Raw genomic sequence first — 22,556 nt, 5'->3', positions numbered from 1 at the left:
CCGTGCTGAAGGCGACCCTCCGGAGTTTCCTCGCGCACAAGGGACGGCTGCTGCTCTCGGCGCTGGCCGTGGTGCTGTCGGTGGCGTTCGTGGCCGGCAGTCTGATCTTCTCCGACACGGTGACCCGTACCTTCGACCGGCTCTTCGCGTCCACGTCCGCCGATGTGACCGTCGAGCCGAAACAGGACCTCAAGTCCTCGGTGCCGACCGGCGCGACCGAGACCGTGCCCGCCTCGCTCGCCGCGCAGGTGGCGAAGGTCGCCGGGGTCGCCGCGACCCACGCGGACGTGTCCGTCGAGAACATCGTGGTCGTCGACAGCAACAACAAGTCCGTCGGCCCGACCACCGGCGCGCCCACCATCGCCACCGACTGGTACCTCACCGACCGCAGCCCGGTGAAACTGACCTCGGGCCATGCCCCGCAGGGCGCCGGCGAGGCCCTCCTGGACGCCGACACCGCCGACGACAAGCACGTGAAGATCGGTGACACCCTGGCGGTCCAGGCGCAGCCGGGCACCTTCCACGTCAAGATCGTCGGCATCGCCACCTTCACCACCACCAACCCCGGTGCCGCACTGGTCTTCCTCGACCCCGCCACCGCGAAGTCCCAGCTGCTGGGCGCGTCCGACCGCGCCACGAGCATCTCGGTGGACGCGGCGAAGGGTGTCGACGACGCCGTACTCAAGCGGCGGGTGACGGCCGCGATCGACGCGTCCGGTACGTACGACATCAAGACGGCGAGTGAGCAGGCGAAGTCCGCCGCCGCCGATCTGGGCGGTTTCCTCGACGTGATCAAGTACGTGATGCTCGGCTTCGCCGGGATCGCTGTCCTGGTCGGTGTCTTCCTGATCGTCAACACGTTCTCGATGCTGATCGCCCAACGCACCCGTGAACTGGGCCTGTTGCGTGCCCTGGGCGCCGACCGCAAGCAGGTGCGGCGGTCGGTGCTCACCGAGGCGCTGCTGCTCGGGCTGGTGGGTTCGACTCTCGGGCTGGCGGCCGGGATCGGGCTCGCGGCCGGGCTGATCAAGCTGATGACCGCGTTCGGGATGAACCTCAAGACCGCGGAGATGGTGGTCAGTTGGCCGACTCCCGTGGCCGCGTACGTCGTCGGTGTCGGTGTCACCTTCGTCGCCGCGTATCTCCCGGCCCGGCGCGCGGCGACCGTCTCCCCGATGGCGGCCCTCGCGGACGCGGAAGTCGCGGGCGTGGGGCGGCCGTTGAGGGTGCGTGCGGTCGTGGGGTCGATCGTCGGGGCGCTCGGCGTGGCCGCGCTGGCGGGCTGCGCCGCCGCGACGAGCACCGCCTCGTCCTCCTCCCTACTGGGCCTCGGCATCGTCCTCACGCTGATCGCGACCGTGATCGCGGGCCCGCTCCTGGTCCGCCCGATGATCCGGGTGCTGGGCGGCGCCTTCCCGGCCCTGTTCGGCTCGGTCGGCCGGATGAGCCAGCGCAACGCCCTGCGCAATCCGCGCCGTACGGGCGCCACCGCGGCGGCGCTGATGGTGGGGCTCGCGCTGGTCGGCGGGATGTCGGTGGCGAGCGCGTCCATGTCCAAGTCCTTCGACCAGCAGATCGACAAGACCCTGGGCGCCGACTTCGTGATCCAGAACGGCAACTTCCTGCCGTTCTCCAAGGAGGTCACGGACCAGGTGCGCGCCACCGAGGGCGTCGGACTCGTCGTACGGGCCCGCTTCGCGCCCCTCGCCGTCCGGCTGCCGGACGGCAGGCGGGTGGAGACGACGGCCGCTGGTTACGACACCCCGCTCGACGACGTCGCCCACATCAAGTACGCGCAAGGCGGCACGAGTTCGGCGCTCGCGGCCGGACACCTCGCGATGGAGGCCGACTTCGCGAAGAAGCACGGTGTACGGCTCGGCAGTGTGCTCCCCGTCGAGTTCCCGGGCGGCCGCACCACGAAGCTGACCGTGGGCGCCCTGAGCGATCAGGGTTTCTCGGGCGGGTTCGGGACGCAGGGCGGGCTGTTCTTCGGGATCGCCACGGTCGAGAGGTACGTCCCGAACGGCCAGGACTCCTCGTTGTACGTCAACGCCGCGTCCGGTACGGGTGCCGACCGGCTCCGCAAGTCCCTTGAGACGACGCTGAAGCCCTATCCGCAGGTCCAGGTCCGCGACCAGGCCGACTACAAGAAGCTCGTCCACGACCAGATCGCCGTCCTGCTCTATCTCGTGTACGCGCTGCTCGGGCTGGCCATCGTCATCGCGGTGCTCGGCGTGGTCAACACCCTTGCCCTGTCGGTCGTGGAGCGCACCCGCGAGATCGGCCTGCTCCGCGCGATCGGCCTCGGCCGGCGCCAACTGCGCCGGATGATCCGGCTGGAGTCGGTGGTGATCGCCGTGTTCGGCGCGGTACTCGGGCTCGGGCTGGGCCTGGTGTGGGGCGTGTGCGCGCAGCAAGTCCTGGCGCTCCAGGGCATGAAGGCGCTCGCGATCCCCTGGACCACGATCGTCGCGGTGGTGATCGGCTCGGCGGTGGTCGGCATCGTGGCGGCACTGCTGCCGGCGCTCCGCGCGTCGCGCATGAACGTGCTGGCGGCTATCGCGCACGAGTGATGGAATCGCGACAGCGACTCACATCAAGTGACGCCCAGTCAGGTCACGTGCCTGCGAGGAGAGTTCATGCCGCGCCCGTTCCGCTTCGGAGCCAGCCTGCTCACGTCCTCACCTGCCGACGAGTGGCGCGCGAGATGCCGTCGGGCCGAGGCGCTCGGCTACGACGTGATCCTGGTCCCCGACCACCTCGGCATGGTCGCGCCCTTCCCGGCACTGGTAGCCGCGGCGGACGCGACCGAACGGCCGCAGGTGGGCACGTTCGTGCTCAACGCGGGCTTCTGGAACCCGACTCTGCCGGCCCGCGAGGTGACGACGACCGACGACCTGACCGGCGGACGCCTCGAACTCGGCCTCGGCACCGGGTACGTACAGGCGGAGCACGACAGGGCCGGTCTGCCCTTCGGTTCGCCGGGTGAGCGCGTCGACCATCTGCGGCGCACCGTCGAGGAGTTGGGGCGGCTGCTGGACGCCGCGAAGTGCCGCGTACCACTGCTCCTCGGCGGCAACGGCGACCGCATGCTGCGCCTGGCCGCCGAGCACGCGGACATCGCGGCGTTCGCGGGGGCGAGCCCCGAACCGGGGAGTACGACGGGCAGGCTGGCGCCGGTCGACGCCGCCGGGTTCGGTCAACGGGTCGCCCGGTACCGGGAGTTCGCGGCCGACCGCGAGGAAGCGGCCGAACTCAACCTCCTGATCCAGATGGTGGCCGTGACGGACGACCCCGCGAGTGCCCTCCGGCCGCTGCTGGACCGCCGACCGGACCTGTCCCTGGAGTACGTGCTGGACCTGCCCGTCTTCCTGGTCGGCACGCTGGACCGGATCACCGCGAAGGTGCGCGCCCTGCGCGACCGATACGGGTTCTCGTATCTCACCGTGCTGGAGCCGCACGTGGAGGCGTTCGCGCCGGTGGCCGAGGAACTGCGCCGAAACCCACTCGCCGGGCCCGCCGTCCCTCTGCTTGGCTCGCCCCATGAGTGATCTGCATATCCGCAGCGCGGCCCCGACCGACATCGACGCCGTGCTGGCGTTCTGGCGCGAGGCCGCCGAGGGCACGAGCATCAGCGACGACCGCGACGGCGTGGCCCGACTGATCACCAGGGACCCGGACGCGCTGATCCTCGCGGAACGCGACGGGCGGATCGTCGGGTCCGTGATCGCCGGTTTCGACGGCTGGCGCTGCCACCTGTACCGGTTGGCCGTACACCCGGGACACCGCCGACAGGGCATCGGCTCGGCGCTGCTCACCGCGGCCGAGGAGCGGTTCATGGCGCTGGGCGGGCGCCGCGGCGACGCGATGGTGCTGGAGCGCAACGAGACGGGCCGGCATGCGTGGCGCGCGGCGGGGTACGCACCCGAGGAACAGTGGCGGCGCTGGGTGAAGCATCTCACCACCTGACTACTTTGCTGATCCTTTACTATTGGTGGACGACTCGTAGTTCCAGAACTCCACGAAAGGTGTGAGCGTCCGCCCATGGGCGAGCCTCCCAGTACGCGACATCGCGCGAACCTTCCTGCCCTGTCCGATCATGGGACGGAGGTGACCCGATGACCGAAGTGCTTCTGCTGCTGGTGGCGATCCTGCTCTCGCTCCTCTGCGGCGCCTTCGTCGCGGCCGAGTTCTCGCTGACCACCGTCGAGCGCGGTGAGCTGGAGCGCGCGGTCGAGCGCGGCGAGCGGGGCGCCTCCGGTGCCCTGAAGGCCGTACGGAATCTGACGTTCCAGCTCTCCGGGGCGCAGCTCGGCATCACCGTCACCAATCTGGTCGTCGGCATGCTCTCCGAGCCGTCGATCGCCGCGCTGATCGCGGGCCCGCTCGAATCGCTGGGCATCTCGCACTCCGCGTCGAAGTCCGTCGCGCTGGTGCTGGGTACGGCGCTGTCGACGGTGTTCCTGATGGTCGTCGGCGAGCTGGTGCCGAAGAACTGGGCGATCTCGTCGCCGCTCAGCGTGGCGAAGCGGGTGGGGAACGCGCAGCGGTGGTTCAGTGCCGCGTTCCGCCCGTTCATCAGTCATCTGAACAACACCGCCAACCATGTGGTGCGGGCCTTCGGGCTGGAGCCGGCCGAGGAGCTGGCCTCCGCGCGCGGGCCGCAGGAGCTGGCCGCGCTGGCCCGGCACTCCGCCAGGGAGGGCGCCCTGGAACCGGACACGGCCGAGCTGTTCGTACGGACCCTCAACCTCGCCGACCTCACCGCGGAGAACGTGATGACGCCCCGCGTGCAGGTCGTCGCCCTCGACGCGCAGGCGACCTGCGAGGACGTGGCGAACGCGACCCGGGCGACCGGGCTGTCCCGGTTCCCGGTCTTCCGCGGCAATCTGGACGAGGTCGTCGGCACGGTGCACATCAAGGACGTGCTGGCGGTTCCGGCGGACCGCCGCCCCCGCTTCCCCCTCTCCGAGGTGATGCGCGAACCCCTCCTCGTCCCGGAGTCCCTGACCGTCGACCGCCTCCTGGACCGGCTGTCGGGCAAGCGCACGATGGCGGTCGTCATCGACGAGTACGGCGGTACGGCGGGGGTCGCGACCCTGGAGGACATCGTCGAGGAGGTCGTAGGAGAGGTGCGGGACGAGCACGACCCGCACGAGACGCCCGACCTGGCCCCGGCCGGGGCGGACGACGACGGCCGCACGCTGTACTCGGCGGACGGTGCCGCCCGGATGGACCAGCTCGCGCGCGTGGGACTGCGGGCGCCCGAGGGGCCGTACGAGACGCTGGCCGGTCTGGTGGCCAGTGAGCTGGGGCGGATTCCGGAGGTCGGGGACCTCGTCGAGGTCGCCGGGTGGCGGGTCGACGTGGTGGACGCGTCCGGGCGCAGGGCGGCGCGGCTGCTGCTGCACGCGCCGCACGACGACACCGGTTCCGACACCGAGTCCGACTCCGCGAAGGGGGAGCTGTGACCGCCGTACAACTGCTGATCGGGTTGGCGACGCTGGTCGTCAACGCCTTCTTCGTGGCCGCCGAGTTCGCGCTGATCTCGGTGCGCCGCAGCCAGATCGAGCCGCACGCCGAAGAGGGCGACCGGCGGGCCAAGAGCGTGCTGTGGGGTCTGCAGCACGTGTCGGCGCTGATGGCCGCGGCCCAACTCGGCATCACGCTCTGCACCTTGGTGCTCGGCATCGTCGCGGAACCGGCGATCGCCCATCTGCTGGAACCGGTGTTCCACGCGGTCGGCGTCCCGGAGGGCGCGGGACACGCGGTGTCCTTCGTGATCGCGCTCGCCGCGGCGACCTATCTGCACATGCTGCTCGGTGAGATGGTGCCGAAGAACATCGCCCTCGCCGAGCCGGTCCGCAGCGCGCTGGTCCTCGGACCGCCGCTGGTGACATTGTCGCGGGCGCTGCGTCCGGTGATCTTCACGATCAACACGTTCGCCAACACGCTGCTCAAGCTGCTGCGGGTCGAGGTCAAGGACGAGGTCACGGCATCCTTCTCGGACGCCGAACTCGCCCGGATCGTACGGGACTCCGGAGATGCGGGGCTCATCGACGAACGGGCGCTGGAGCGTCTGAACGACGCGCTGGAGCTGGGCAGGCGGCCCGTGCGGGACGTCGTACTCCCCCTCGAACGCGTCGACTACGTGGTCGCCGGCATCACCCCGGCCGAGTTGGAGGTGCTGTCGGCCGAGTCCGGCTTCTCCCGCTTCCCGGTGGTGGACGGCGAGCGCCGCATCATCGGCTACCTGCACGTCAAGGACGCGCTGGACGCCTCGCCGCGCAACGAGCCGTTCGAGGTGGAGGACATGCGCTCCATCGCGAACGTGAAGGAGAGCACCCCGCTGGACGACGTCCTCACCGCGATGCGCAGCAGCCGTACGCATCTCGCGGCGGTGCTCGACGAGGAGGGACGACTGACGGGTCTTGTGACCATGGAGGACGTGCTGCGGGAGTTGTTCGGGCAGCGGGCGTGAGGGAGTGAGGGGCGGTCGGTGCGGGGGGGCGGATGCCTGCTGTGGGGTCCGGGGTCGAGCGTGTGGCTGGTCCGGGGCGGTAGGCGGCGGCGCGGTGTGCGACGGGTGGGCGGCAGACCGTGAGCCCCGCGCGAGACGGTCGAAACCTGGCCGGTGACTCGGGGTCGTTCCCGGCTGGTGGCTGGTGGCCGGTCGCTGGTGGCCGGTCGCCGGTCGCCGGTCGCCGGTGGCCGGTCGCCGGTGGCCGGTCGCTGGTGGCCGGTGGCCGGTGGCGGATCCTTGGCTCGGCGAGTGGCCTTGCGAGCCCGCGTCCGACAGGGGGCGGGGCCCCGCCGGGCCGCCGAGGCCCAGGCCCTGCCGACCGTCGGTCACGGTGGAGGCCGACCTACCGGTGGGTATGGACGCGGGATATCATCTTCGTCGCCATGCAGACGAATCCCACACACACCAGCCTGGTCGCGATCGGCGACTCCTTCACCGAGGGCATGTCGGACCGGCTCCCGGACGGCACCTACCGGGGCTGGGCCGACCTCCTCGCCGGCCGGATGGCCGCCCGGACGCCCGGCTTCCGCTATGCCAATCTCGCCGTACGGGGCAAGCTGATCGCGCAGATCGTCGAGGAGCAGGTCGGCCCGGCCGCCGCCATGCAGCCCGATGTGATCACGCTGGTCGGCGGCCTGAACGACACCCTGCGCCCCAAGTGCGACATGGGCCGGGTGCGTGCCCTGCTGGAGGAGGCCGTCGAACGGCTCACTCCCGCCTGCAAGCAGCTGGTGCTGATGCGCAGCCCCGGCCGCGAGGGCCCGGTCCAGCAGCGATTCCGGCCGCGCATGGAGGAACTCTTCGCCTGCGTCGACGACCTCGCCGACCGGCACGGCGCCTTGGTCGTCGACCTGTACGGCGCCCCCTCGCTCGCCGACCAGCGCGCCTGGGACGTCGACCGCCTCCACCTCACGGATGAGGGCCACCGCCGCGTCGCCGAGGCGGTCTGGCAGACCCTCGGCTACGAGCCCGAGGACCCGGAGTGGCGTACGCCGATGCCGCCGACCCCACCCCCGAACTGGACCGCCCGCCGCGTGGCCGACGCCCGCTTCACCCGCCAGTACCTCCTCCCCTGGATCGGCCGCCGCCTCACGGGCCGCTCCTCGGGGGACGGCCGCTCCCCCAAGCACCCCGACCTGCTCCCCTACGAGGGCCCGGCGGCGTAACTCCCCATGACCACGCGGGTGATCAACATCAGGGGCCACATCGACGAGTACGGCCCCCGCCTGGAACTCGCCCCGGACGACATCATCTACGTAGGCCGCCGCTGGACCCTGGGCGGCTGGAACCTCCCCCGCCACCCGCTCTACAACCCCTTCGCCTACGACACCCCCAACGCCGCCGGGACGGCACGCGCGCGGAGGTGATGGCGATGTACCGGGCGTATCTGCTGGAGCGGCCTTATCTGCTGGAGCTGGTGCCGGCATCGCGGGGCGGGTGCTGGCTTGTTGGTGTGCGCCATTGGCCTGTCATGCGGGGGTGTTGGCCGAGCTTGCCGATGGTGATGGTGATGGTGGGGAGTGTGGGGCTTGATGTGCGCCCTCTGGCCGGAGACCCCGCGTGGCATGAGTCGTGACGACGGCCCCGCCCCGGGATCACCCAGGAACGGGGCCTCGCGCGCCCGACCTGCGGCGCCTCATTCGCCTTGGACGGAGACGTCCGTGATCTCCGCGGACACCTCGGTACCCGTGGAAGCCGTACTGATCACCGACGACCTGTAGTTCAGGCTCGTCTGATCCGACAGTTCGGCCGTCTCGATGACCGGACCGGACTCATCACCGTGGATCTCGTAGGTGATCTCGTACACGGCGTCCGGATCGACTTCCGCCGTGTTGCCCAGAAAGGTCAGGTCCGGCTCGACCGTCACGTTGCAGCCCGCCGACCCGAAGCAGTGCCGCGCGGTGGTCTTCAGCCCGATCGTGAAACTGTCGGCGTCGACGTCGCTGTACGTCGGCTCCGGGTCCGGCCGATCTGCCGGAACGTCGTCCTCGTCGTGAGCGGTCGGCTCGGCGGTGGCGGCCGGCTTGCCGTCGTCCGTGCTGGACCGCACGACCACGGCTCCGGTGACCACGATCGCCGCGATGACGGCGACGGCCGAGCCGATGACGACGAGGTTGGTGCGCGGCTTCTTCGCCGGTGGCTGCGGATTGTTCGGCGGCATGGGCGGGATCGGTGGGATCGGTGGCGGGTTGGTCTCGGTCATGGTCCCCCTGACGTAGTCGTTCCGGTGCTGTTCGGGCGCGAACGCCCCCGCGCCTGCGGAACCGGCTACGACCAGCCCCCGGTGAAGTTGCTGCTCAGTTGCGCGTTGCAGATGTTGTAGCCGCCGGACGCGTGGCCCTTCTTCGTCTTTCCGTCCACGGTGACCGCGCAGTTGATGTCTCCGGAGCCCTGGAGCTGCGCGTTCACGTTGTAGTACATGGCGTCCTTGTCGAGGGTGAGCGTCGCCTCGAACTGACCGTCCTTGAACGTGCCCTTTCTCGTGTCCGAGTCGGAGCCGTAGCCGATGTCGAGACCGCCGAGGGCACCGGCTGGTGCGGTGCCCCACACCTTGAAGACGACCTTGCCGTCGGTGGCGTCCTTCTCGGTGTCGTTCTTCTTCGTGTCGGCGGCCTTGTCGGAGCTCTTGCCGGCGGACGCCGCGCCCTTCGAGTTGCCGCTGCCGCTGGAGTCGTTGTTGCTGCTGCCGCCTCCGATGGCGGCGACGGCGATGACGACGACGACGAACAGACCGACGATGCCGAGGCAGCCGAGGCCTACGACCTTCCCGACGGAGCGCTTCTTCGGGGGGTGCGGCTGGAACGGGGGCTGCCCGTACGGCTGTTGGCCGTTACCCCAACCGGGCTGCTGTGGCGGGTAGGGCGGCTGGTTGCTCATGTGTCCCCCTGAGGTCCTCGCTGACGAATGCGAGATGTGGGACTTGCAATGACGGCGTGCGGTTGCCGCCTACTGGGGGTAATCACCCAATCGGGTCGGAGGCGGACGCGCCGTCTCGGGGCTCCTGCCCGGAGCGTCCTTGACCTGGGATCTGCGGACCGAACTGACGGTCCGGACCCCTCAAGGACGCCGGGTAAACTCCCTACACGTGACTCCCGCTCCCGCCAAGCCCCGTATCCCGAACGTCCTCGCCGGACGTTACGCCTCCGCCGAGCTCGCCACGCTCTGGTCTCCCGAGCAGAAAGTGAAGCTGGAGCGGCAGCTCTGGCTCGCTGTGTTGCGGGCCCAGAAGGACCTCGGGATCGAGGTGCCGGACGCGGCGATCGCGGACTACGAGCGGGTGCTCGACCAGGTCGATCTGGCCTCGATCGCCGAGCGTGAGAAGGTCACGCGGCATGACGTGAAGGCGCGGATCGAGGAGTTCAACGATCTCGCCGGGCACGAGCAGGTGCACAAGGGCATGACGTCCCGGGACCTGACGGAGAACGTCGAGCAGTTGCAGATCCGGCTCTCGCTGGAGCTGATGCGCGACCGTACGGTGGCCGTTCTGGCGCGTCTCGGCAAGCTGGCCGGTGAGTACGGCGAGCTGGTCATGGCCGGTCGCTCGCACAACGTGGCCGCGCAGGCGACCACCCTGGGCAAGCGTTTCGCGACCGCCGCCGACGAGCTGCTCGTGGCCTACGGCCGGGTCGAGGAGCTGCTCGGTCGTTACCCATTGCGCGGCATCAAGGGGCCGGTGGGTACGGCACAGGACATGCTGGACCTGCTCGGCGGCGACGCGGCGAAGCTCGCGGAGCTGGAGCAGCGGATCGCCTCCCACCTGGGCTTCTCGCAGGCGTTCACCTCGGTCGGCCAGGTGTACCCGCGCTCGCTGGACTACGAGGTCGTGACCGCGCTGGTGCAGGTCGCGGCGGCGCCCTCGTCGCTCGCGAAGACGATCCGGCTGATGGCCGGGCACGAGCTGGTCACCGAGGGCTTCAAGCCGGGCCAGGTCGGTTCGTCCGCGATGCCGCACAAGATGAACACCCGTTCCTGCGAGCGCGTCAACGGCCTGATGGTCATCCTGCGCGGCTACGCGTCGATGACGGGTGAGCTGGCGGGCGACCAGTGGAACGAGGGCGACGTGTCCTGCTCCGTGGTGCGCCGGGTGGCTCTCCCCGACGCGTTCTTCGCGCTCGACGGGCTGCTGGAGACGTTCCTGACCGTGCTCGACGAGTTCGGCGCGTTCCCGGCCGTCGTCGCGCGTGAGCTGGACCGCTATCTGCCGTTTCTCGCGACGACCAAGGTGCTGATGGCCGCGGTCCGCGCGGGCGTCGGCCGTGAGGTCGCGCACGAGGCCATCAAGGAGAACGCCGTCGCCTCCGCGCTGGCGATGCGCGAGCAGGGCGCCGAGCGGAACGAGTTGCTGGACAAGCTCGCCGCCGACGAGCGCATCCCGCTCGACCGCGCTCAGTTGGACGCGCTGATGGCCGACAAGCTGTCCTTCACGGGTGCCGCGGCGGCCCAGGTCGCCGTCGTCGTCGCCCGCGTCGAAGAGCTCGCGAAGCAGTACCCGGAGGCCGCGGGTTACACCCCGGGGGCGATCCTCTGACCCGCTTCACCCAGGCCGAGTTGGAGGCCGCCCGCGACCGTCTCGTACCGGATGTCGTCGCGGACGGCCTCGCCGTGCTGTTCTGCGGTATCAACCCCGGTCTGATGACGGCGGCCACGGGCCACCACTTCGCCCGTCCCGGCAACCGCTTCTGGCCGGTGCTGCATCTGTCCGGCTTCACCCCGAGGCTCATGAAGCCCGAGGAGCAGGGGGAGTTGCTGTCCTACGGGCTCGGCATCACGAATGTGGTGGCACGCGCGACGGCACGGGCCGACGAGCTGAGCCCGGAGGAGTACCGCGAGGGCGGACAGCTCCTCGCGACGAAGCTGACGGGGTGGAAGCCGCGGTGGCTGGCCGTGCTCGGGGTCACGGCATACCGGGCCGCGTTCGACGACAAGAAGGCCCAAGTGGGCCCGCAGGAGCGCACGTTCGGGGACACGCGGGTGTGGGTGCTGCCCAATCCGAGCGGGCTGAACGCGCACTGGACGGCGGCGACGATGGCCGAGGAGTTCGGGCGGCTGCGGGTCGCCGCGCAGGACTAGATCCTTACGGCGGGGTCCATCTCCGTTATGACGGCCAGGAGTTGGAACGGGAGTTCCTTGTCCCACTGGGACACGCCGAGGGCGATCCACCGGCCGGTCTCCAGCGACTTCCACAGGTGTACGTCCGGCACGTGCGCGCTGAGCGAGGCCCAGGGCTCCGGTATGTCCTCGCCGCCCTGCGACCGCTCGAACGCTCCGGCCAGGCTGATGACTTGGGGCGCTCCCCAGCGTTCGACCAGCCGCTCGCCGAGTCCGTCCCGGTCGATCTCGTACTGCGCCTCGGTCTCCTGCCGCTCCGTCCCGCCGTCCTCCCAGAAGTCGCCGCTCGTCTGTAATTCGGCGATGTGATAGCCGGGTCCCCCCGTGCCCACGTCCGTCCTGCCGTGCTCCGGAGGGAAGTCCCGGGTGCACAGCAGGTCGATCGTCGCCGGCCAGTGCGTGATGTTCATGCCTCCAGTAAACCGGCTCCCACTGACAATTGGCGGGGCGTCAGTTCCCCCATGGGGTCAAACGTTTCGGCACGTCAGGCGTCCCGGCGTCGCACGCTCCACACCCCCGCCGCCAGCGCCGCCGCTGCCCACGACGCCGTTACCCCGAGCCCGGTCCACGGTCCCATCGCCCCGGCCCAGGTCTCGTGGAGCGCCACCTGGCCGGCCCGGTCGGGCAGGAGGTCCGCGAGGCCGCTCGACGCGTCGCCGACCACGAAGGACACGATGAGCAGGAACGGTATGACGATGCTCAGCGTCGCCACTCCGCTGCGCAGTACCGCCGTGAGACCGGCCGCGAGCAGTGCCATCAGCGTGAGATAGACGGCGCAGCCGACCACGCCGCGCACCTGTTCCGCCCGGCCGAGCCCGTCGGCCTCAGTGCCCAGCACCGCCTTGCCGACCACCAGCGTCACCACGCCGGTGACCAGGCCGACGGCGAACACGGGCAGGGCGATCGCCGTAGCCTTGGCCGCGAACCAACGCCCCCGGTGCGGCACCGCGGCCAGCGACAGCCGTAGCGCTCCGCCCTGGAACTCGGAGGACACGGCGGTCGTGCCGAAGGCGATCGCCGCGATCTGGCCGAAGGTCACGCCGAAGAAGACCGCGAACAGCGGGTCGAAGTCGTCGCCTCCGGTGTCGGACGAGGCGAGCGCGGAGAAGATCGCCGTCACCGCGAGGATCATGGCGAGGGCCGCGACCTGTGAGCGCAGGGTACGTATCTTGATCCACTCGGAGTGGAACACGGGCGTGAACCTCATGGTCGGGCCTCCTGGTACGGTGCGGTGAACTCGGTCTCCGTGGCGGTCAGATCGAGATAGGCCTGCTCCAATGTGCCCTCGGTGGGGGTCAGTTCGAGGATCGGTACGCCGGCCGCGGACAGCAGGGTGCCGATCTCGTCCACGCGTGTGTGCGCCACGGTCCAGTGGCCGTCCTCCTGCTCCACGGCGTCGAGACCGTGCCCGGCGAGCGCGCTCTTGAGGGCGCCGGCGTCCGTCGTACGGATGCGTACGTGGGGTTGCACGCGCGCGTCGATGAAGTCCCTGATCGGGGTGTCGGCCAGGAGACGGCCGCGACCGAAGACCACGAGGTGGTCGGCGAAGGACGCCGTCTCGTTCATCAGGTGGCTGGAGACCAGGACCGTACGGCCCTCCCCCGCCAGTCGGCGCAGCAACTCCCGGATCCAGACGATCCCTTCGGGGTCGAGGCCGTTCGAGGGCTCGTCCAGAAGGACCACTTCGGGGTCACCAAGGAGGGCACCGGCGATGCCCAGCCGCTGGCGCATGCCCAGGGAGTACGTCTTGACCCGGTGCCGCGCGACCGACGCGAGTCCCGTCTCCTCCAGCAGCACGTCGACCCGGGCGGCCGGGATGCGGTTGCTCGCCGCCAGGGCGCGCAGATGGTCGCGGGCGGTACGGGAGCCGTGCGCGGCCTGCGCGTCGAGCAGGGCGCCCACGCGGCGCAGCGGCTCGTTGAGTGCGGCGTAGGGGTGGCCTCCGATGCCGACGGGTTCCTGCTGAAGCGGGCGCGGCCGGCCGAGATCGTGCACGCGGTGCGGCTGGTGGCCGAGGGGGACTCGCTGCTGTTCCCGGCCTCCGTACGGCAGTTGGCCGCCGAGTACGGCGACGACGGCGGGAATCGCGCGGCTCGCGCGGTCATGGAGCGGGCCCAACTGACCGAGCGTGAGGCCGAGGTGCTGCGGCTGATGGCGCGGGGTCTGTCGAACGCGGAGATCGCCGCCCGGCTGGTCGTCGGGACCGAGACGGTGAAGTCGCATGTGAGCGGTGTACTGGCGAAGCTGGGGGCGCGGGACCGTACGCAGGCGGTGATCGCGGCATACGAGTCGGGGTTCGTGGCGCCGGGGTGAATCAGTGGGGCGAGTGGGTCGGGGGCGCCCAGCTCTCGCCGCGGTCCGCCGCGCCGAGTACGATCCGCCCAACACGCGCACGAGCTGGGAGGACAGACCTTGGCGGGGCTGACCGGCGGGGACCCCTCGCTGCTGCGGAGGATCAACTCCGCGGTGGTGTTGCACGCGTTGCGTGCCACGGACTGCGCCACGCTGACGGAGATCACCCGGGTGACCGGTCTGTCCCGGCCGACCGTCGAGGGCGTCGTCGAGGGACTGATGGACGCCGGGCTGGTCGTCGAGAAGGCGGCCGACGAGAGCGTTGTACGGCGGCAGGGGCGGCCCGCGCGGCGGTTCAGGTTCCGGGCCGAGGCCGGGCATCTGCTGGGCCTGGAGATCGGCGCACATCGCGTCGCCGTGCTCCTCGCCGACCTGGACGGGCGGGTGCTCGGCGCGATCGCCAAGGACGTCGACGAGACGGCCTCGGCGGACGAGCGCCTGGAGCGGCTGCGTACCGCGGTCGCCGAGCTGCTGCGCCGGGCCGGGGTCGCACGCGGCTCGCTGCGCGCGGTGGGCGTCGCCACGCCGGGGATCGTCGAGGCGGACGGCACCGTACGGCTGGGCACGGCGTTGCCCGAGTGGACGGGGCTGCATCTGGGCGAGCGGTTGAGCCGGTCCTTCAAGTGCCCGGTGCTGGTCGAGAACGATGCCAACGCGGCGGCGGTCGCCGAGCACTGGAAGGGTGCGGCGACCGAGTCCGACGACATGGTGATGGTGCTGGCCGGGTTGAGTCCGGGCGCCGGTTCACTGATCGGGGGGCGGCTGCACCGGGGGTATCGCGGGGCTGCCGGTGAGATCGGCGCGCTGCATCTGCTGGGGCGGGACGTGACTCCGGAGACGTTGCTCTCCACCACGGACGAGCCGCTGCATCCGTTGGACGAGCAGGCTGTGGCGCAGGTCTTCGCGCTGGCGCGGGACGGGGACCAGCGGGCGCGGGCGGCTGTCGACCGGTTCATCCAGCGCCTTGTTCACGATGTCGCCGCGCTGGTGCTGGCGCTCGATCCCGAGTTGGTCGTCGTGGGTGGGTGGGCGGCCGGGCTGGACGGTGTACTGGAGCCGTTGCGGCGGGAGTTGGCGCGGTATTGCCTACGGCCGCCGAAGGTCGCGTTGTCGTTGCTCGGGGAGGCCGCTGCGGCAACTGGGGCGTTGCGGTTGGCTCTTGACCATGTCGAGGAGCAACTGTTCGCGGTCGAGGGCACGGTGACGCGGCGCTAGCTGGCGGCGTTGGTCGTGTGCCGGGTGTGGGTTCGTTGTGGCCGGCCTTGATGGTTGTCTTTCGACTGCGGCGGCGTTGGGGCGGGGCGCGGTGGTCGATTGTCGGCTGCGGGTCCGTTGTGGCTGGGCGCGCAGTTCCCCGCGCTCCTTTGAGGCGCTGCCACGCCCGGCACATAGAACGCGTCGCGCCCCGGGTGGAGTTCCCGGGGCGCGACGGATGAACCGTGATCTCGGTCAGGATGCCTGGCGTTCTGGGCCGTGGTGGATTTCCACGCCTCCGGAGTCGGCGAAGGTCAGGCGGCAGGTGTCTGCGCGGTAGGTCGCGACGGAGACCGCTGCGGTGCGGCCCTCGGCGAAGAAGCGGGTCGTGACGACGAGGACCGGGGCTCCGGGGAGGCGGTCCAGTTCCTTGGCGTCGTCCGCGCGGGCCGAGCCGAGTTCCACGGCGCGGTCCTGGCCCTCCAGTTCGAGGCGCTGCAGCTCGCGCAGTACGGCACGCGCGCGTGCCGTCGCGGAGGGAGTGTCTATGGCGGAGAGGTCGGGCACCGACGACTCCGGGATGTAGAGCAGTTCGGCGGCGACCGGCTGGCCGTGGCTCACCCGGGAGCGCCGCACGGTGTGGACCAGTTCCTCGGAACCGGTCTCCAGGACGTCCGCTACGGCCGCCGGCGGAGCCGCCAGCACACAGTCGACGGACTGCCAGGCGTCCTCCCCGGCGCCCGGCCAGGCGTGCTGCTCGGTGCCGACGGCGACACCCACGCGTGGCGGCGCGACGGTCGTACCGACTCCGCGACGGCGCTGCAGCCGGCCTTCCAGTTCGAGTTGTTCCAGAGCCTGCCGGAGCGTGGCCCGGGCGACGCCGAAGCGGGCCGCCAGGTCGCGCTCGTTGGGCAGGATCTCGCCCACGGAGAACTCGGAGTCCAGTGCCTCACTCAGCACTGTCTTGAGATGCCAGTACTTCGGCTCCGGCACCGATTCCAACTGCGTGGTCCCCACCCTGTCCTCCGCAATCGCCGTGTTCCGGCGGCGTTTTAGCGCCCTTGTTTATTAAAGGTTGTTTCACTTATCTGCGACCATAGGACGCCCCCCACCCTTGGTCAAGACCAATCCTCCATGTCATATGCGATGCACAGAGCGTCTGCCGCGGAGCGTTCACAGGGCGTTCGTACAGGGTGTTCTTCGTGACGTAACGGCAAAGCCCCCGTCTCGAAACGGGGGCTCCGCCGGGGCTGGGGCTAAGCGGAAGCCAGTGATCGAAGCTTGTCGGGGTTGCGGACGATGTAGACGGAGCGGATGCGTCCGGCGGATACGTCCACCTGGAAGACGCTGTCGGGCGTGTCACCCGAAAGGATCAGCACCGCGGGTCCGCCGTTGAGCTCCAGGAAGCGGAACGACATCTCCGGGACGCTCTTCCCGGCGACGGCGACCAGGAAGCGGCCCACATTGTCGGCGGTCTCCAGGATCCGCAGCGGCGCCTTGGACTTGCCGCCGCTGTCGCCGATCAGGCGGACGTCCGGGGCGAGCATCTCCATGAGGCCCGCCAGGTCGCCTTCGGCAGCCGCGGCGAGGAACCGCTCGGTGAGATCGCGGCGTTGGGCGGGGTCGACCTCGTAGCGCGGGCGCCGTTCGTCGACGTGTTTGCGGGCCCGGCCGGCGAGTTGGCGCACGGCCGGCTCGCCGCGGTCCAGCATGGCCGCGATGTCTGCGTACGGGTAGCCGAACGCCTCCCTGAGGACGAACACGGCGCGTTCCAGCGGGGACAGCGACTCCAGGACGACGAGTACGGCGAGGGAGACGGAGTCGGCGAGCACGGCGCGTTCCGCGGTGTCGGGGACGGCGTCCCCGAAGTCGGTGACGTACGGCTCCGGCAGCCATGGGCCCACGTAGGCCTCGCCGCGCGCCTTGACCTGGCGGAGCCGGTCGATGGCGAGGCGGGTGGTGACGCGCACCAGGTAGGCGCGCGGTTCGCGGACCTCGGCGCGGTCGGCGGCGGACCAGCGCAGCCAGGCGTCCTGGACCACGTCCTCGGCGTCGGTCACCCGCCCGAGCATGCGGTAGGCGACTCCCATGAGGACGGGGCGGTGTGCTTCGAAGACATCGGTCGGGGTGTCGGTGGTCACCGCCTCATCCCATGCGTTGGGCGCTGCTCTGTCCAGCAGAAAACCGTGGGCTCCAAGGTCCCCCGCATCTGGGGCTACCGGTGAGTAGCAGTTGCTGACAAGCTGTCTACACGGCCTGTACGGCGTCTGCCAGTACGTCCCAGACGAGGAGCATCCCCATGTCCGCCACCGTCTCCTTCCCGGTCCCCACTCCGCGGGGCCCGAAGACCGTGACCGTGTCCTACGCGCGCGTGGGTCGCGGCGAACCGCTGCTCCTGCTGCACGGCATAGGCCACCACCGCCAGGCCTGGGACCCGGTGGTGGACATCCTCGCGACCGAGCGCGACGTGATCGCCGTGGACCTGCCCGGGTTCGGCGCCTCGCCCGCGCTCCCGGAGGGGCTGACGTACGACCTGACCACGACGGCCGCCGTGTTCAGGGCCTTCTGCGAGGCACTGGGGCTCGACCGCCCGCATGCGGCGGGCAACTCCCTCGGCGGTCTGATGGCCCTGGAGCTGGGCCGCGAGAAGGTCGTACGGTCCGTCACCGCCCTCTCCCCCGCCGGGTTCTGGTCCCAGGCCGAGCGTCGCTACGCCTTCGGTGTGCTGCTCACCATGCGGCAGATCGCGCGCCGCATGCCGCTCCCGCTGGTCGAGAGGCTCGCGCGCACGACGGCCGGCCGCACCGCGCTCACCAGCACCATCTACGCCCGCCCGGGCCGCCGTTCACCCGAGGCCGTGGTCGCCGAGACGCTCGCGCTGGTCAACGCCCCCGGGTTCGACGACACACTCCGGGCCGGTACGAGCGTCCTGTTCACCGACGACATCCCCGGCATCCCGGTCACCGTGGCCTGGGGCACGCAGGACCGGCTGCTGCTGCGCCGCCAGGGCGTCCGCGCCAAGCGGTTGATCCCCCGCTCCCGGCTGGTGCGGCTGCCCGGCTGCGGGCACTGCCCGATGAACGACGACCCGGCCCTGGTCGCGCGCGTCATCCTCGACGGCAGCCGCTGACCGGCGCGGGAGCAGCCCCAACGCGCCCGATCCCAGGGCGACTCCGGCGCCGACGAGGGCGCTGCCGGCGGCCTGCGCGGCCCCGTAGGAGCCCGTTCCGACGAGTGGCGCGGTAGCGGCGGCGGCGACCGGGATGAGGCCGGAGAAGAGCGTGGCGCGCTCCGCGCCGATCCGCTGCATGCCCATGTACCAGCACACGAAGCCGACGACCGTGACGACCGCCGCCTGCCACAGCAGCGCGGCGGTCTCGGTGCCGTCGGGGCGCCGCAGCCAGGCGGTCCCGTCGAGGACCAGACCGGCCGTCGCCGCCTCGACCGCGGCGAGCCCGCACACGGTGGCCGACAGCAATCGCGGTCCCAGGGGCCGCAGTACGGGAACCGCGAGCACCGCGAAGCCCACCTCGCCCGCGAGTGCGCACCCGGAGAAGGCGATTCCGGCGCCGTCGGTACGGCCCCAGCCCTGGACCGTGAACGCGCCGACGGCGACGAGCGACGCCCCGTAGAGCACGATCCGGCGTGGACGGCGTCCCTCCAGGAGGGGGACGAGGACCGCGACGGCTACGGGAGCGCAGCCCACGAAGACGCCGGGGACGGCCGGTTCGGCGCTGCGTTCGGCGGCGATGACGGCCAGGTTGAAGCCGACCATGCCGACGGCCGCGAGCAGTGCGAGACGGGCCCATTGGCGTGGAGTGAGCCCGCGAAGTCGTGCCCTCGCGTCCTTGCCGGTGAACGGGACGAGGAGCAGGCAGGCGAGGCCGTAGCGCAGGAACTGGCCGCCCGCGTACGGGTAGTGGCCCAGGACGCTGTTCGCGGTGAAGGACGCGCCCACGAGGACGCAGGCGAAGGCGGCGAGCGGGGTGCCGCGGGCGGTGGTGGCGTTCATGGCAGCGACGCTAGGGAGAGCGGCGGTCCGGTTTAAGGTCCACTTCCATGACGTCATCGCGGACCAATCCGGAGGGACCGACCAATCCGGAGGGGCTGACCGATCCGGAGGGACCGACCGATCGGGAAGGGCTGACGGGTTCCGCCGCCTGGGAGTTGCTGCTGCCCGCCGCCTCGGCACCGGCACGCGCGCGTGGCCGCTCCCTTCAGGCGGCGCTGCGCGAGGCGGTGCGTTCGGGGCGGCTGGCACCGGACACCCGGCTGCCGTCGAGCCGGGATCTGGCGGCCGACCTCGGAGTGTCGCGGGGGCTCGTCACAGAGGCGTACGAGCAGTTGACGGCGGAGGGCTATCTGCGCAGCGGCCGGGGCGCGGGCACCTGGGTGGGCGGTGCGGTACGAGCGGCGCGGCCACGCGCGCGTGACCGCGCGCCGCGCTCCCCCGGCGCCCGCGCCGACTTCGTGCCCGGCACGCCGGACCTGTCGCTGTTCCCGCGCGCCGCCTGGGCCGCGGCGCAGCGCGGTGTGCTGACGGAGTCGCCGCACGAGATGCTCGGCTATCCCGATCCGCGCGGGCTGCCCCGGTTGCGCACGGCTCTCGCGGAACTCCTCGCGCGCCGCCGGGGTGTGGTCGCCGACCCGGAGCGGCTCGTCGTGGTCTCCGGAGTGGCGCAGGCGACGGCGCTGCTCGGATTCGTGCTCCACGCGCGCGGGACACGCACCGTCGGCGTAGAGGACCCGGGCAGTCCCCAGCACGGCGCCCTGTACGCCTCGGCGGGCGTCGGCACCGTGCCGCTGCCCCTGGACGAGGAGGGCATCGCGATCGGGCCGCTACGGGCGTCGGGTGTACGGGCCGTAGTGACCACACCCGCCCATCAGTTCCCCACGGGCATCGCCTACTCCGCGCGCCGACGGGCCCAACTCCTCGACTGGGCACGGTCGGTGGACGGTCTGGTTTTCGAGGACGACTACGACGGCGACTTCCGCTACGACCGAGCTCCCGTAGGCGCGCTCCAGGGACTCGACCCGGAGCATGTGGCCTACGCGGGCTCGGTCAGCAAATCCCTTGCTCCGGGGCTGCGGCTCGGCTGGTTGCTGGTGCCCGAGTCGCTGACCGACGAGGTCGTCGAACGCAAGCGCACCATGGACCTCGGCCACCCGACCCTCGACCAGGCACTGTTCGCCCGCTTCCTGGAACGCGGCGACTACGACCGGCAGTTGCGGCGCTGCCAGCGCGCCTACCGGCAGCGACGTGACGCCCTCGTCGACGCCCTGGAGGAGCACTTCCCCGGAGCGCGGGTGACCGGGATCGCGGCGGGGCTGCATGTCATCGCCGAACTGCCGGAGAAGTACGGCCCTCCGGAGGACTTCCTGGAACGCGTGGACTCCGCCGGTGTCGCGGTGCGCCCGCTCAGCGCCTACGCCTACGCCCACGCGCGCGTGGACGACGCGGTCGTACGGCTCGTCCTGGGGTACGCGCAGCTGTCTCCCGGGCGGATTCGTGCAGGGGTGGGTCTGATGGCCGACGCCGTACGCCCGTAGAGAGTCTCCGATGTCGCGCGCGGGCCCCCATGTGACCGCGTTCCGTTGTTCACCTGTGGTTTCCGTGTGCGCTGTGGCGCACCAGTAGTTGTTGCGGTGCACCCTGACCGCATCCCGTCCGTGGAGGCGCAACCCCATGTCACCTCGTCCGTTCCCCGCCCGCCGCAGCGTTCTGCGCGGCTCCCTGGCCGCGTCGGCGGCCCTGACCGTGCCCGCCGCCCTCGGCGCCGCCCCGGCCTTCGCCCTGTCCGGGCGTCCCAAGGCGGGCTGGGGCGTGCAGGCGGGCGATGTGACCTCGGACTCCGGTCTGGTGTGGGTGCGTTCGGACCGCCCGGCCCGGATGATCGTGGAGACCTCGGCCACCGAGTCGTTCCGCAATCCGCACCGGTGGCACGGTCCGCTGCTCGGCGCCGGCACGGACTTCACCGGCACGACCCGGCTGCGCGGGCTGCCCTCGGGGGAGCAGATCCACTACCGGGTCCTGCTCGCCGACCCCGACGACCCGCGCCGTACGGGCGAGCCGGTCGCCGGCACGTTCCGCACGGTGCCGACCGGACGGCGCGGCGTGCGTTTCCTGTGGTCCGGCGACCTGGCGGGGCAGGGCTGGGGCATCAACCCCGATCTCGGCGGCTACCGCATCTACGACGCCATGGGCAAGCTCGACCCGGACTTCTTCCTCTGCAGCGGCGACAACATCTATGCCGACGGTCCGATCACGGCGACCCAGGCGCTGCCCGACGGCAGCCTCTACAGGAACGTCACCACGGAGGAGAAGTCCAAGGTCGCCGAGACCCTGGCCGAGTTCCGCGGGAACTTCCGCTACAACCTGCTCGACGAGAACCTCAAACGGTTCAACGCACAGGTGCCGTCGATCATCCAGTGGGACGACCACGAGGTGCGCAACAACTGGTACCCGGGTGAGGTGATCGCCGCCTCCGACACCCGCTACACGGAGAAGAACGTCGACGTCATGGCGGTGCGCGCCCGGCGGGCGTTCAGCGAGTACTTCCCGATCTCGACGCTGCGGCCGGGTGCCAAGGAGGGTCGGGTCCAGCGCGTGATGCGGCACGGCCCGCTGCTCGACGTGTTCGTCCTGGACATGCGGACCTACCGCAACGCCAACTCGCCCGACAGACAGACCGTGGACCCGCAGGGCATCCTCGGCCGGGAGCAACTGGAGTGGCTCAAGCGGGAGTTGTCGCGCTCGCGTGCGGTGTGGAAGGTGATCGCCGCCGACATGCCGCTGGGTCTGGTCGTACCCGACGCGACCGAGGGCAAGCCGAACATCGAGGCGGTCGCGCAGGGCGACCCGGGCGCGCCGCTCGGGCGTGAACTGCAGATCGCCGAGCTGCTGCGGTACATCAAGCACCGACGGATCACCGGCACCGTGTGGCTGACGGCCGACGTGCACCACACCTCCGCCCAGCACTACCAGCCCTCGCGGGCCGCGTTCACCGACTTCGAGCCGTTCTGGGAGTTCGTCTCCGGTCCGCTGAACGCGGGCGCCTTCCCGGCCAGCGACCTCGACAACACCTTCGGTCCGGAGCGGGTGTTCGTGAAGGCGCCGACCGCGCAGAACGTGTCGCCCGCCGAGGGCTACCAGTTCTTCGGCGAGGTCGACATCGACGGCCACAGCGGGGAGTTGACGGTGCGTCTGCGCGAGCAGGACGGCACCCTGCTGTTCACCAAGACCCTTCAGCCGGGACGGGTCGGCCAGTAACTCCACTACCCTCGTACCTGAGCCGCGCACCGGCGTCATCCCCCGGTGCGCGGCGTGCGCCGACGCCTGCCAACTCTCCGTCGGGATGGACGTTTTCGCAGGTCAGAG

Annotated in this window: 18 protein-coding genes and 4 pseudogenes; 14 read left to right on the top strand and 8 right to left on the bottom strand. The window is 70.9% G+C overall.

Annotated elements, in window-relative coordinates; all coding sequences use genetic code 11:
• The first annotated feature begins 2 nt into the window (after window positions 1–2).
• The 7 genes and pseudogenes from OG226_RS41015 (at window position 3) to OG226_RS40985 (ending at window position 8,056) form a co-directional block, all read left to right on the top strand.
• Window positions 3–2,573, top strand: a complete 2,571-nt coding sequence (locus tag OG226_RS41015) for an ABC transporter permease (protein WP_329351807.1) — start codon at window positions 3–5, stop codon at window positions 2,571–2,573.
• A gap of 66 nt (window positions 2,574–2,639) precedes the next feature.
• Window positions 2,640–3,551 carry an LLM class F420-dependent oxidoreductase gene (locus OG226_RS41010; protein WP_329351805.1) on the top strand — a complete coding sequence of 304 codons (912 nt, stop codon included), beginning with the start codon at window positions 2,640–2,642 and terminating at the stop codon, window positions 3,549–3,551.
• Window positions 3,544–3,969 (top strand): GNAT family N-acetyltransferase, encoded by a 426-nt coding sequence (locus tag OG226_RS41005; RefSeq protein WP_328684764.1) that lies wholly within the window; start codon window positions 3,544–3,546, stop codon window positions 3,967–3,969. Before OG226_RS41010 ends, OG226_RS41005 begins: the two co-directional genes overlap by 8 nt.
• Before the next feature lie 149 nt (window positions 3,970–4,118).
• Window positions 4,119–5,471 carry a hemolysin family protein gene (locus OG226_RS41000; RefSeq protein ID WP_328684763.1) on the top strand — a complete coding sequence of 451 codons (1,353 nt, stop codon included), beginning with the start codon at window positions 4,119–4,121 and terminating at the stop codon, window positions 5,469–5,471.
• The gene (locus OG226_RS40995; protein ID WP_328684762.1) at window positions 5,468–6,481 is read left to right on the top strand and encodes a hemolysin family protein; all 1,014 of its coding nucleotides are present in this window, start codon (window positions 5,468–5,470) and stop codon (window positions 6,479–6,481) included. The genes OG226_RS41000 and OG226_RS40995 overlap by 4 nt, the downstream gene beginning before the upstream one ends.
• Before the next feature lie 425 nt (window positions 6,482–6,906).
• Window positions 6,907–7,689, top strand: a complete 783-nt coding sequence (locus tag OG226_RS40990; RefSeq protein ID WP_328684761.1) for an SGNH/GDSL hydrolase family protein — start codon at window positions 6,907–6,909, stop codon at window positions 7,687–7,689.
• Between the two features lie 6 nt (window positions 7,690–7,695).
• Window positions 7,696–8,056, top strand: a pseudogene (locus tag OG226_RS40985) (DUF4326 domain-containing protein).
• Between the two features lie 103 nt (window positions 8,057–8,159).
• Here the strand turns inward: OG226_RS40985 and OG226_RS40980 are convergent.
• Both OG226_RS40980 and OG226_RS40975 read right to left on the bottom strand, forming a co-directional pair.
• The gene (locus tag OG226_RS40980; protein WP_328684760.1) at window positions 8,160–8,726 is read right to left on the bottom strand and encodes a hypothetical protein; all 567 of its coding nucleotides are present in this window, start codon (window positions 8,724–8,726) and stop codon (window positions 8,160–8,162) included.
• Between the two features lie 65 nt (window positions 8,727–8,791).
• Complete coding sequence (locus tag OG226_RS40975) at window positions 8,792–9,400, bottom strand: hypothetical protein (RefSeq protein ID WP_328684759.1); 609 nt, start codon at window positions 9,398–9,400, stop codon at window positions 8,792–8,794.
• Between the two features lie 208 nt (window positions 9,401–9,608).
• Between OG226_RS40975 and purB the strand changes: the two genes are divergently transcribed.
• Together purB and mug are read left to right on the top strand one after the other, a co-directional pair.
• Window positions 9,609–11,051: an adenylosuccinate lyase gene (purB, locus tag OG226_RS40970; protein ID WP_328684758.1), complete on the top strand. Its 1,443-nt coding sequence runs from the start codon at window positions 9,609–9,611 to the stop codon at window positions 11,049–11,051.
• Entirely contained in the window at window positions 11,048–11,593 is a 546-nt protein-coding gene (gene mug / locus OG226_RS40965) for a G/U mismatch-specific DNA glycosylase (protein ID WP_328686578.1), read from the top strand. The genes purB and mug overlap by 4 nt, the downstream gene beginning before the upstream one ends.
• Here the strand turns inward: mug and OG226_RS40960 are convergent.
• The 3 genes and pseudogenes from OG226_RS40960 to OG226_RS40950 form a co-directional block, all read right to left on the bottom strand.
• On the bottom strand, window positions 11,590–12,042 hold the full coding sequence (locus tag OG226_RS40960; RefSeq protein ID WP_328684757.1) for a hypothetical protein: 453 nt from the start codon (window positions 12,040–12,042) through the stop codon (window positions 11,590–11,592). The two genes, mug and OG226_RS40960, sit on opposite strands and share 4 nt — an antisense overlap.
• A 74-nt stretch (window positions 12,043–12,116) precedes the next feature.
• Window positions 12,117–12,839, bottom strand: coding sequence for an ABC transporter permease (locus OG226_RS40955; protein WP_329351801.1), 723 nt, complete (start codon window positions 12,837–12,839; stop codon window positions 12,117–12,119).
• Window positions 12,836–13,618: pseudogene (locus OG226_RS40950) on the bottom strand (ATP-binding cassette domain-containing protein); the annotation flags it as partial. The pseudogene OG226_RS40950 and the gene OG226_RS40955, both read right to left, overlap by 4 nt.
• On the opposite strand from OG226_RS40950, the pseudogene OG226_RS40945 reads away from it, so the two are divergent.
• Together OG226_RS40945 and OG226_RS40940 are read left to right on the top strand one after the other, a co-directional pair.
• A pseudogene (locus OG226_RS40945) lies at window positions 13,580–13,945 on the top strand (response regulator transcription factor); the annotation flags it as partial. The pseudogenes OG226_RS40950 and OG226_RS40945 sit on opposite strands and share 39 nt — an antisense overlap.
• A gap of 99 nt (window positions 13,946–14,044) precedes the next feature.
• Window positions 14,045–15,199, top strand: a complete 1,155-nt coding sequence (locus OG226_RS40940) for an ROK family transcriptional regulator (protein ID WP_328684755.1) — start codon at window positions 14,045–14,047, stop codon at window positions 15,197–15,199.
• A gap of 234 nt (window positions 15,200–15,433) precedes the next feature.
• On the opposite strand, the gene OG226_RS40935 is transcribed toward OG226_RS40940, so the two are convergent.
• Window positions 15,434–16,195: a GntR family transcriptional regulator gene (locus OG226_RS40935; protein ID WP_033283475.1), complete on the bottom strand. Its 762-nt coding sequence runs from the start codon at window positions 16,193–16,195 to the stop codon at window positions 15,434–15,436.
• Between the two features lie 239 nt (window positions 16,196–16,434).
• Window positions 16,435–17,319: an RNA polymerase sigma-70 factor gene (locus tag OG226_RS40930; RefSeq protein ID WP_329351799.1), complete on the bottom strand. Its 885-nt coding sequence runs from the start codon at window positions 17,317–17,319 to the stop codon at window positions 16,435–16,437.
• A 158-nt stretch (window positions 17,320–17,477) separates the two neighbouring features.
• Between OG226_RS40930 and OG226_RS40925 the strand changes: the two genes are divergently transcribed.
• Window positions 17,478–18,308 (top strand): alpha/beta fold hydrolase, encoded by an 831-nt coding sequence (locus tag OG226_RS40925; protein WP_328684752.1) that lies wholly within the window; start codon window positions 17,478–17,480, stop codon window positions 18,306–18,308.
• A 45-nt stretch (window positions 18,309–18,353) separates the two neighbouring features.
• Here the strand turns inward: OG226_RS40925 and OG226_RS40920 are convergent.
• Window positions 18,354–19,190: pseudogene (locus OG226_RS40920) on the bottom strand (DMT family transporter); the annotation flags it as partial.
• A 47-nt stretch (window positions 19,191–19,237) separates the two neighbouring features.
• Here OG226_RS40920 and pdxR point away from each other — a divergent pair.
• Together pdxR and OG226_RS40910 are read left to right on the top strand one after the other, a co-directional pair.
• Window positions 19,238–20,728, top strand: a complete 1,491-nt coding sequence (gene pdxR / locus OG226_RS40915) for a MocR-like pyridoxine biosynthesis transcription factor PdxR (RefSeq protein ID WP_329351798.1) — start codon at window positions 19,238–19,240, stop codon at window positions 20,726–20,728.
• 136 nt (window positions 20,729–20,864) lie between these two features.
• Window positions 20,865–22,448, top strand: a complete 1,584-nt coding sequence (locus OG226_RS40910) for an alkaline phosphatase D family protein (RefSeq protein WP_329351797.1) — start codon at window positions 20,865–20,867, stop codon at window positions 22,446–22,448.
• The last annotated feature ends 108 nt before the right edge of the window (window positions 22,449–22,556 follow it).

The organism is Streptomyces sp. NBC_01261, assembly GCF_036226385.1.
Lineage (GTDB): Bacteria > Actinomycetota > Actinomycetes > Streptomycetales > Streptomycetaceae > Streptomyces.
Note: the sequence above shows the minus strand (reverse complement) of the source record. Positions and strands in the feature narration are given on the sequence as shown.

Coding starts and splice junctions, on each gene's coding strand:
- OG226_RS40980 (WP_328684760.1), bottom strand. CDS start 8,726: ATGACCGAGACCAACCCGCCACCGATCCCACCGATCCCGCCCATGCCG.
- OG226_RS40975 (WP_328684759.1), bottom strand. CDS start 9,400: ATGAGCAACCAGCCGCCCTACCCGCCACAGCAGCCCGGTTGGGGTAAC.
- OG226_RS40990 (WP_328684761.1), top strand. CDS start 6,907: ATGCAGACGAATCCCACACACACCAGCCTGGTCGCGATCGGCGACTCC.
- OG226_RS40925 (WP_328684752.1), top strand. CDS start 17,478: ATGTCCGCCACCGTCTCCTTCCCGGTCCCCACTCCGCGGGGCCCGAAG.
- OG226_RS40955 (WP_329351801.1), bottom strand. CDS start 12,839: ATGAGGTTCACGCCCGTGTTCCACTCCGAGTGGATCAAGATACGTACC.
- OG226_RS41000 (WP_328684763.1), top strand. CDS start 4,119: ATGACCGAAGTGCTTCTGCTGCTGGTGGCGATCCTGCTCTCGCTCCTC.
- OG226_RS40910 (WP_329351797.1), top strand. CDS start 20,865: ATGTCACCTCGTCCGTTCCCCGCCCGCCGCAGCGTTCTGCGCGGCTCC.
- OG226_RS41005 (WP_328684764.1), top strand. CDS start 3,544: ATGAGTGATCTGCATATCCGCAGCGCGGCCCCGACCGACATCGACGCC.
- pdxR (WP_329351798.1), top strand. CDS start 19,238: ATGACGTCATCGCGGACCAATCCGGAGGGACCGACCAATCCGGAGGGG.
- OG226_RS41010 (WP_329351805.1), top strand. CDS start 2,640: ATGCCGCGCCCGTTCCGCTTCGGAGCCAGCCTGCTCACGTCCTCACCT.
- OG226_RS40960 (WP_328684757.1), bottom strand. CDS start 12,042: ATGAACATCACGCACTGGCCGGCGACGATCGACCTGCTGTGCACCCGG.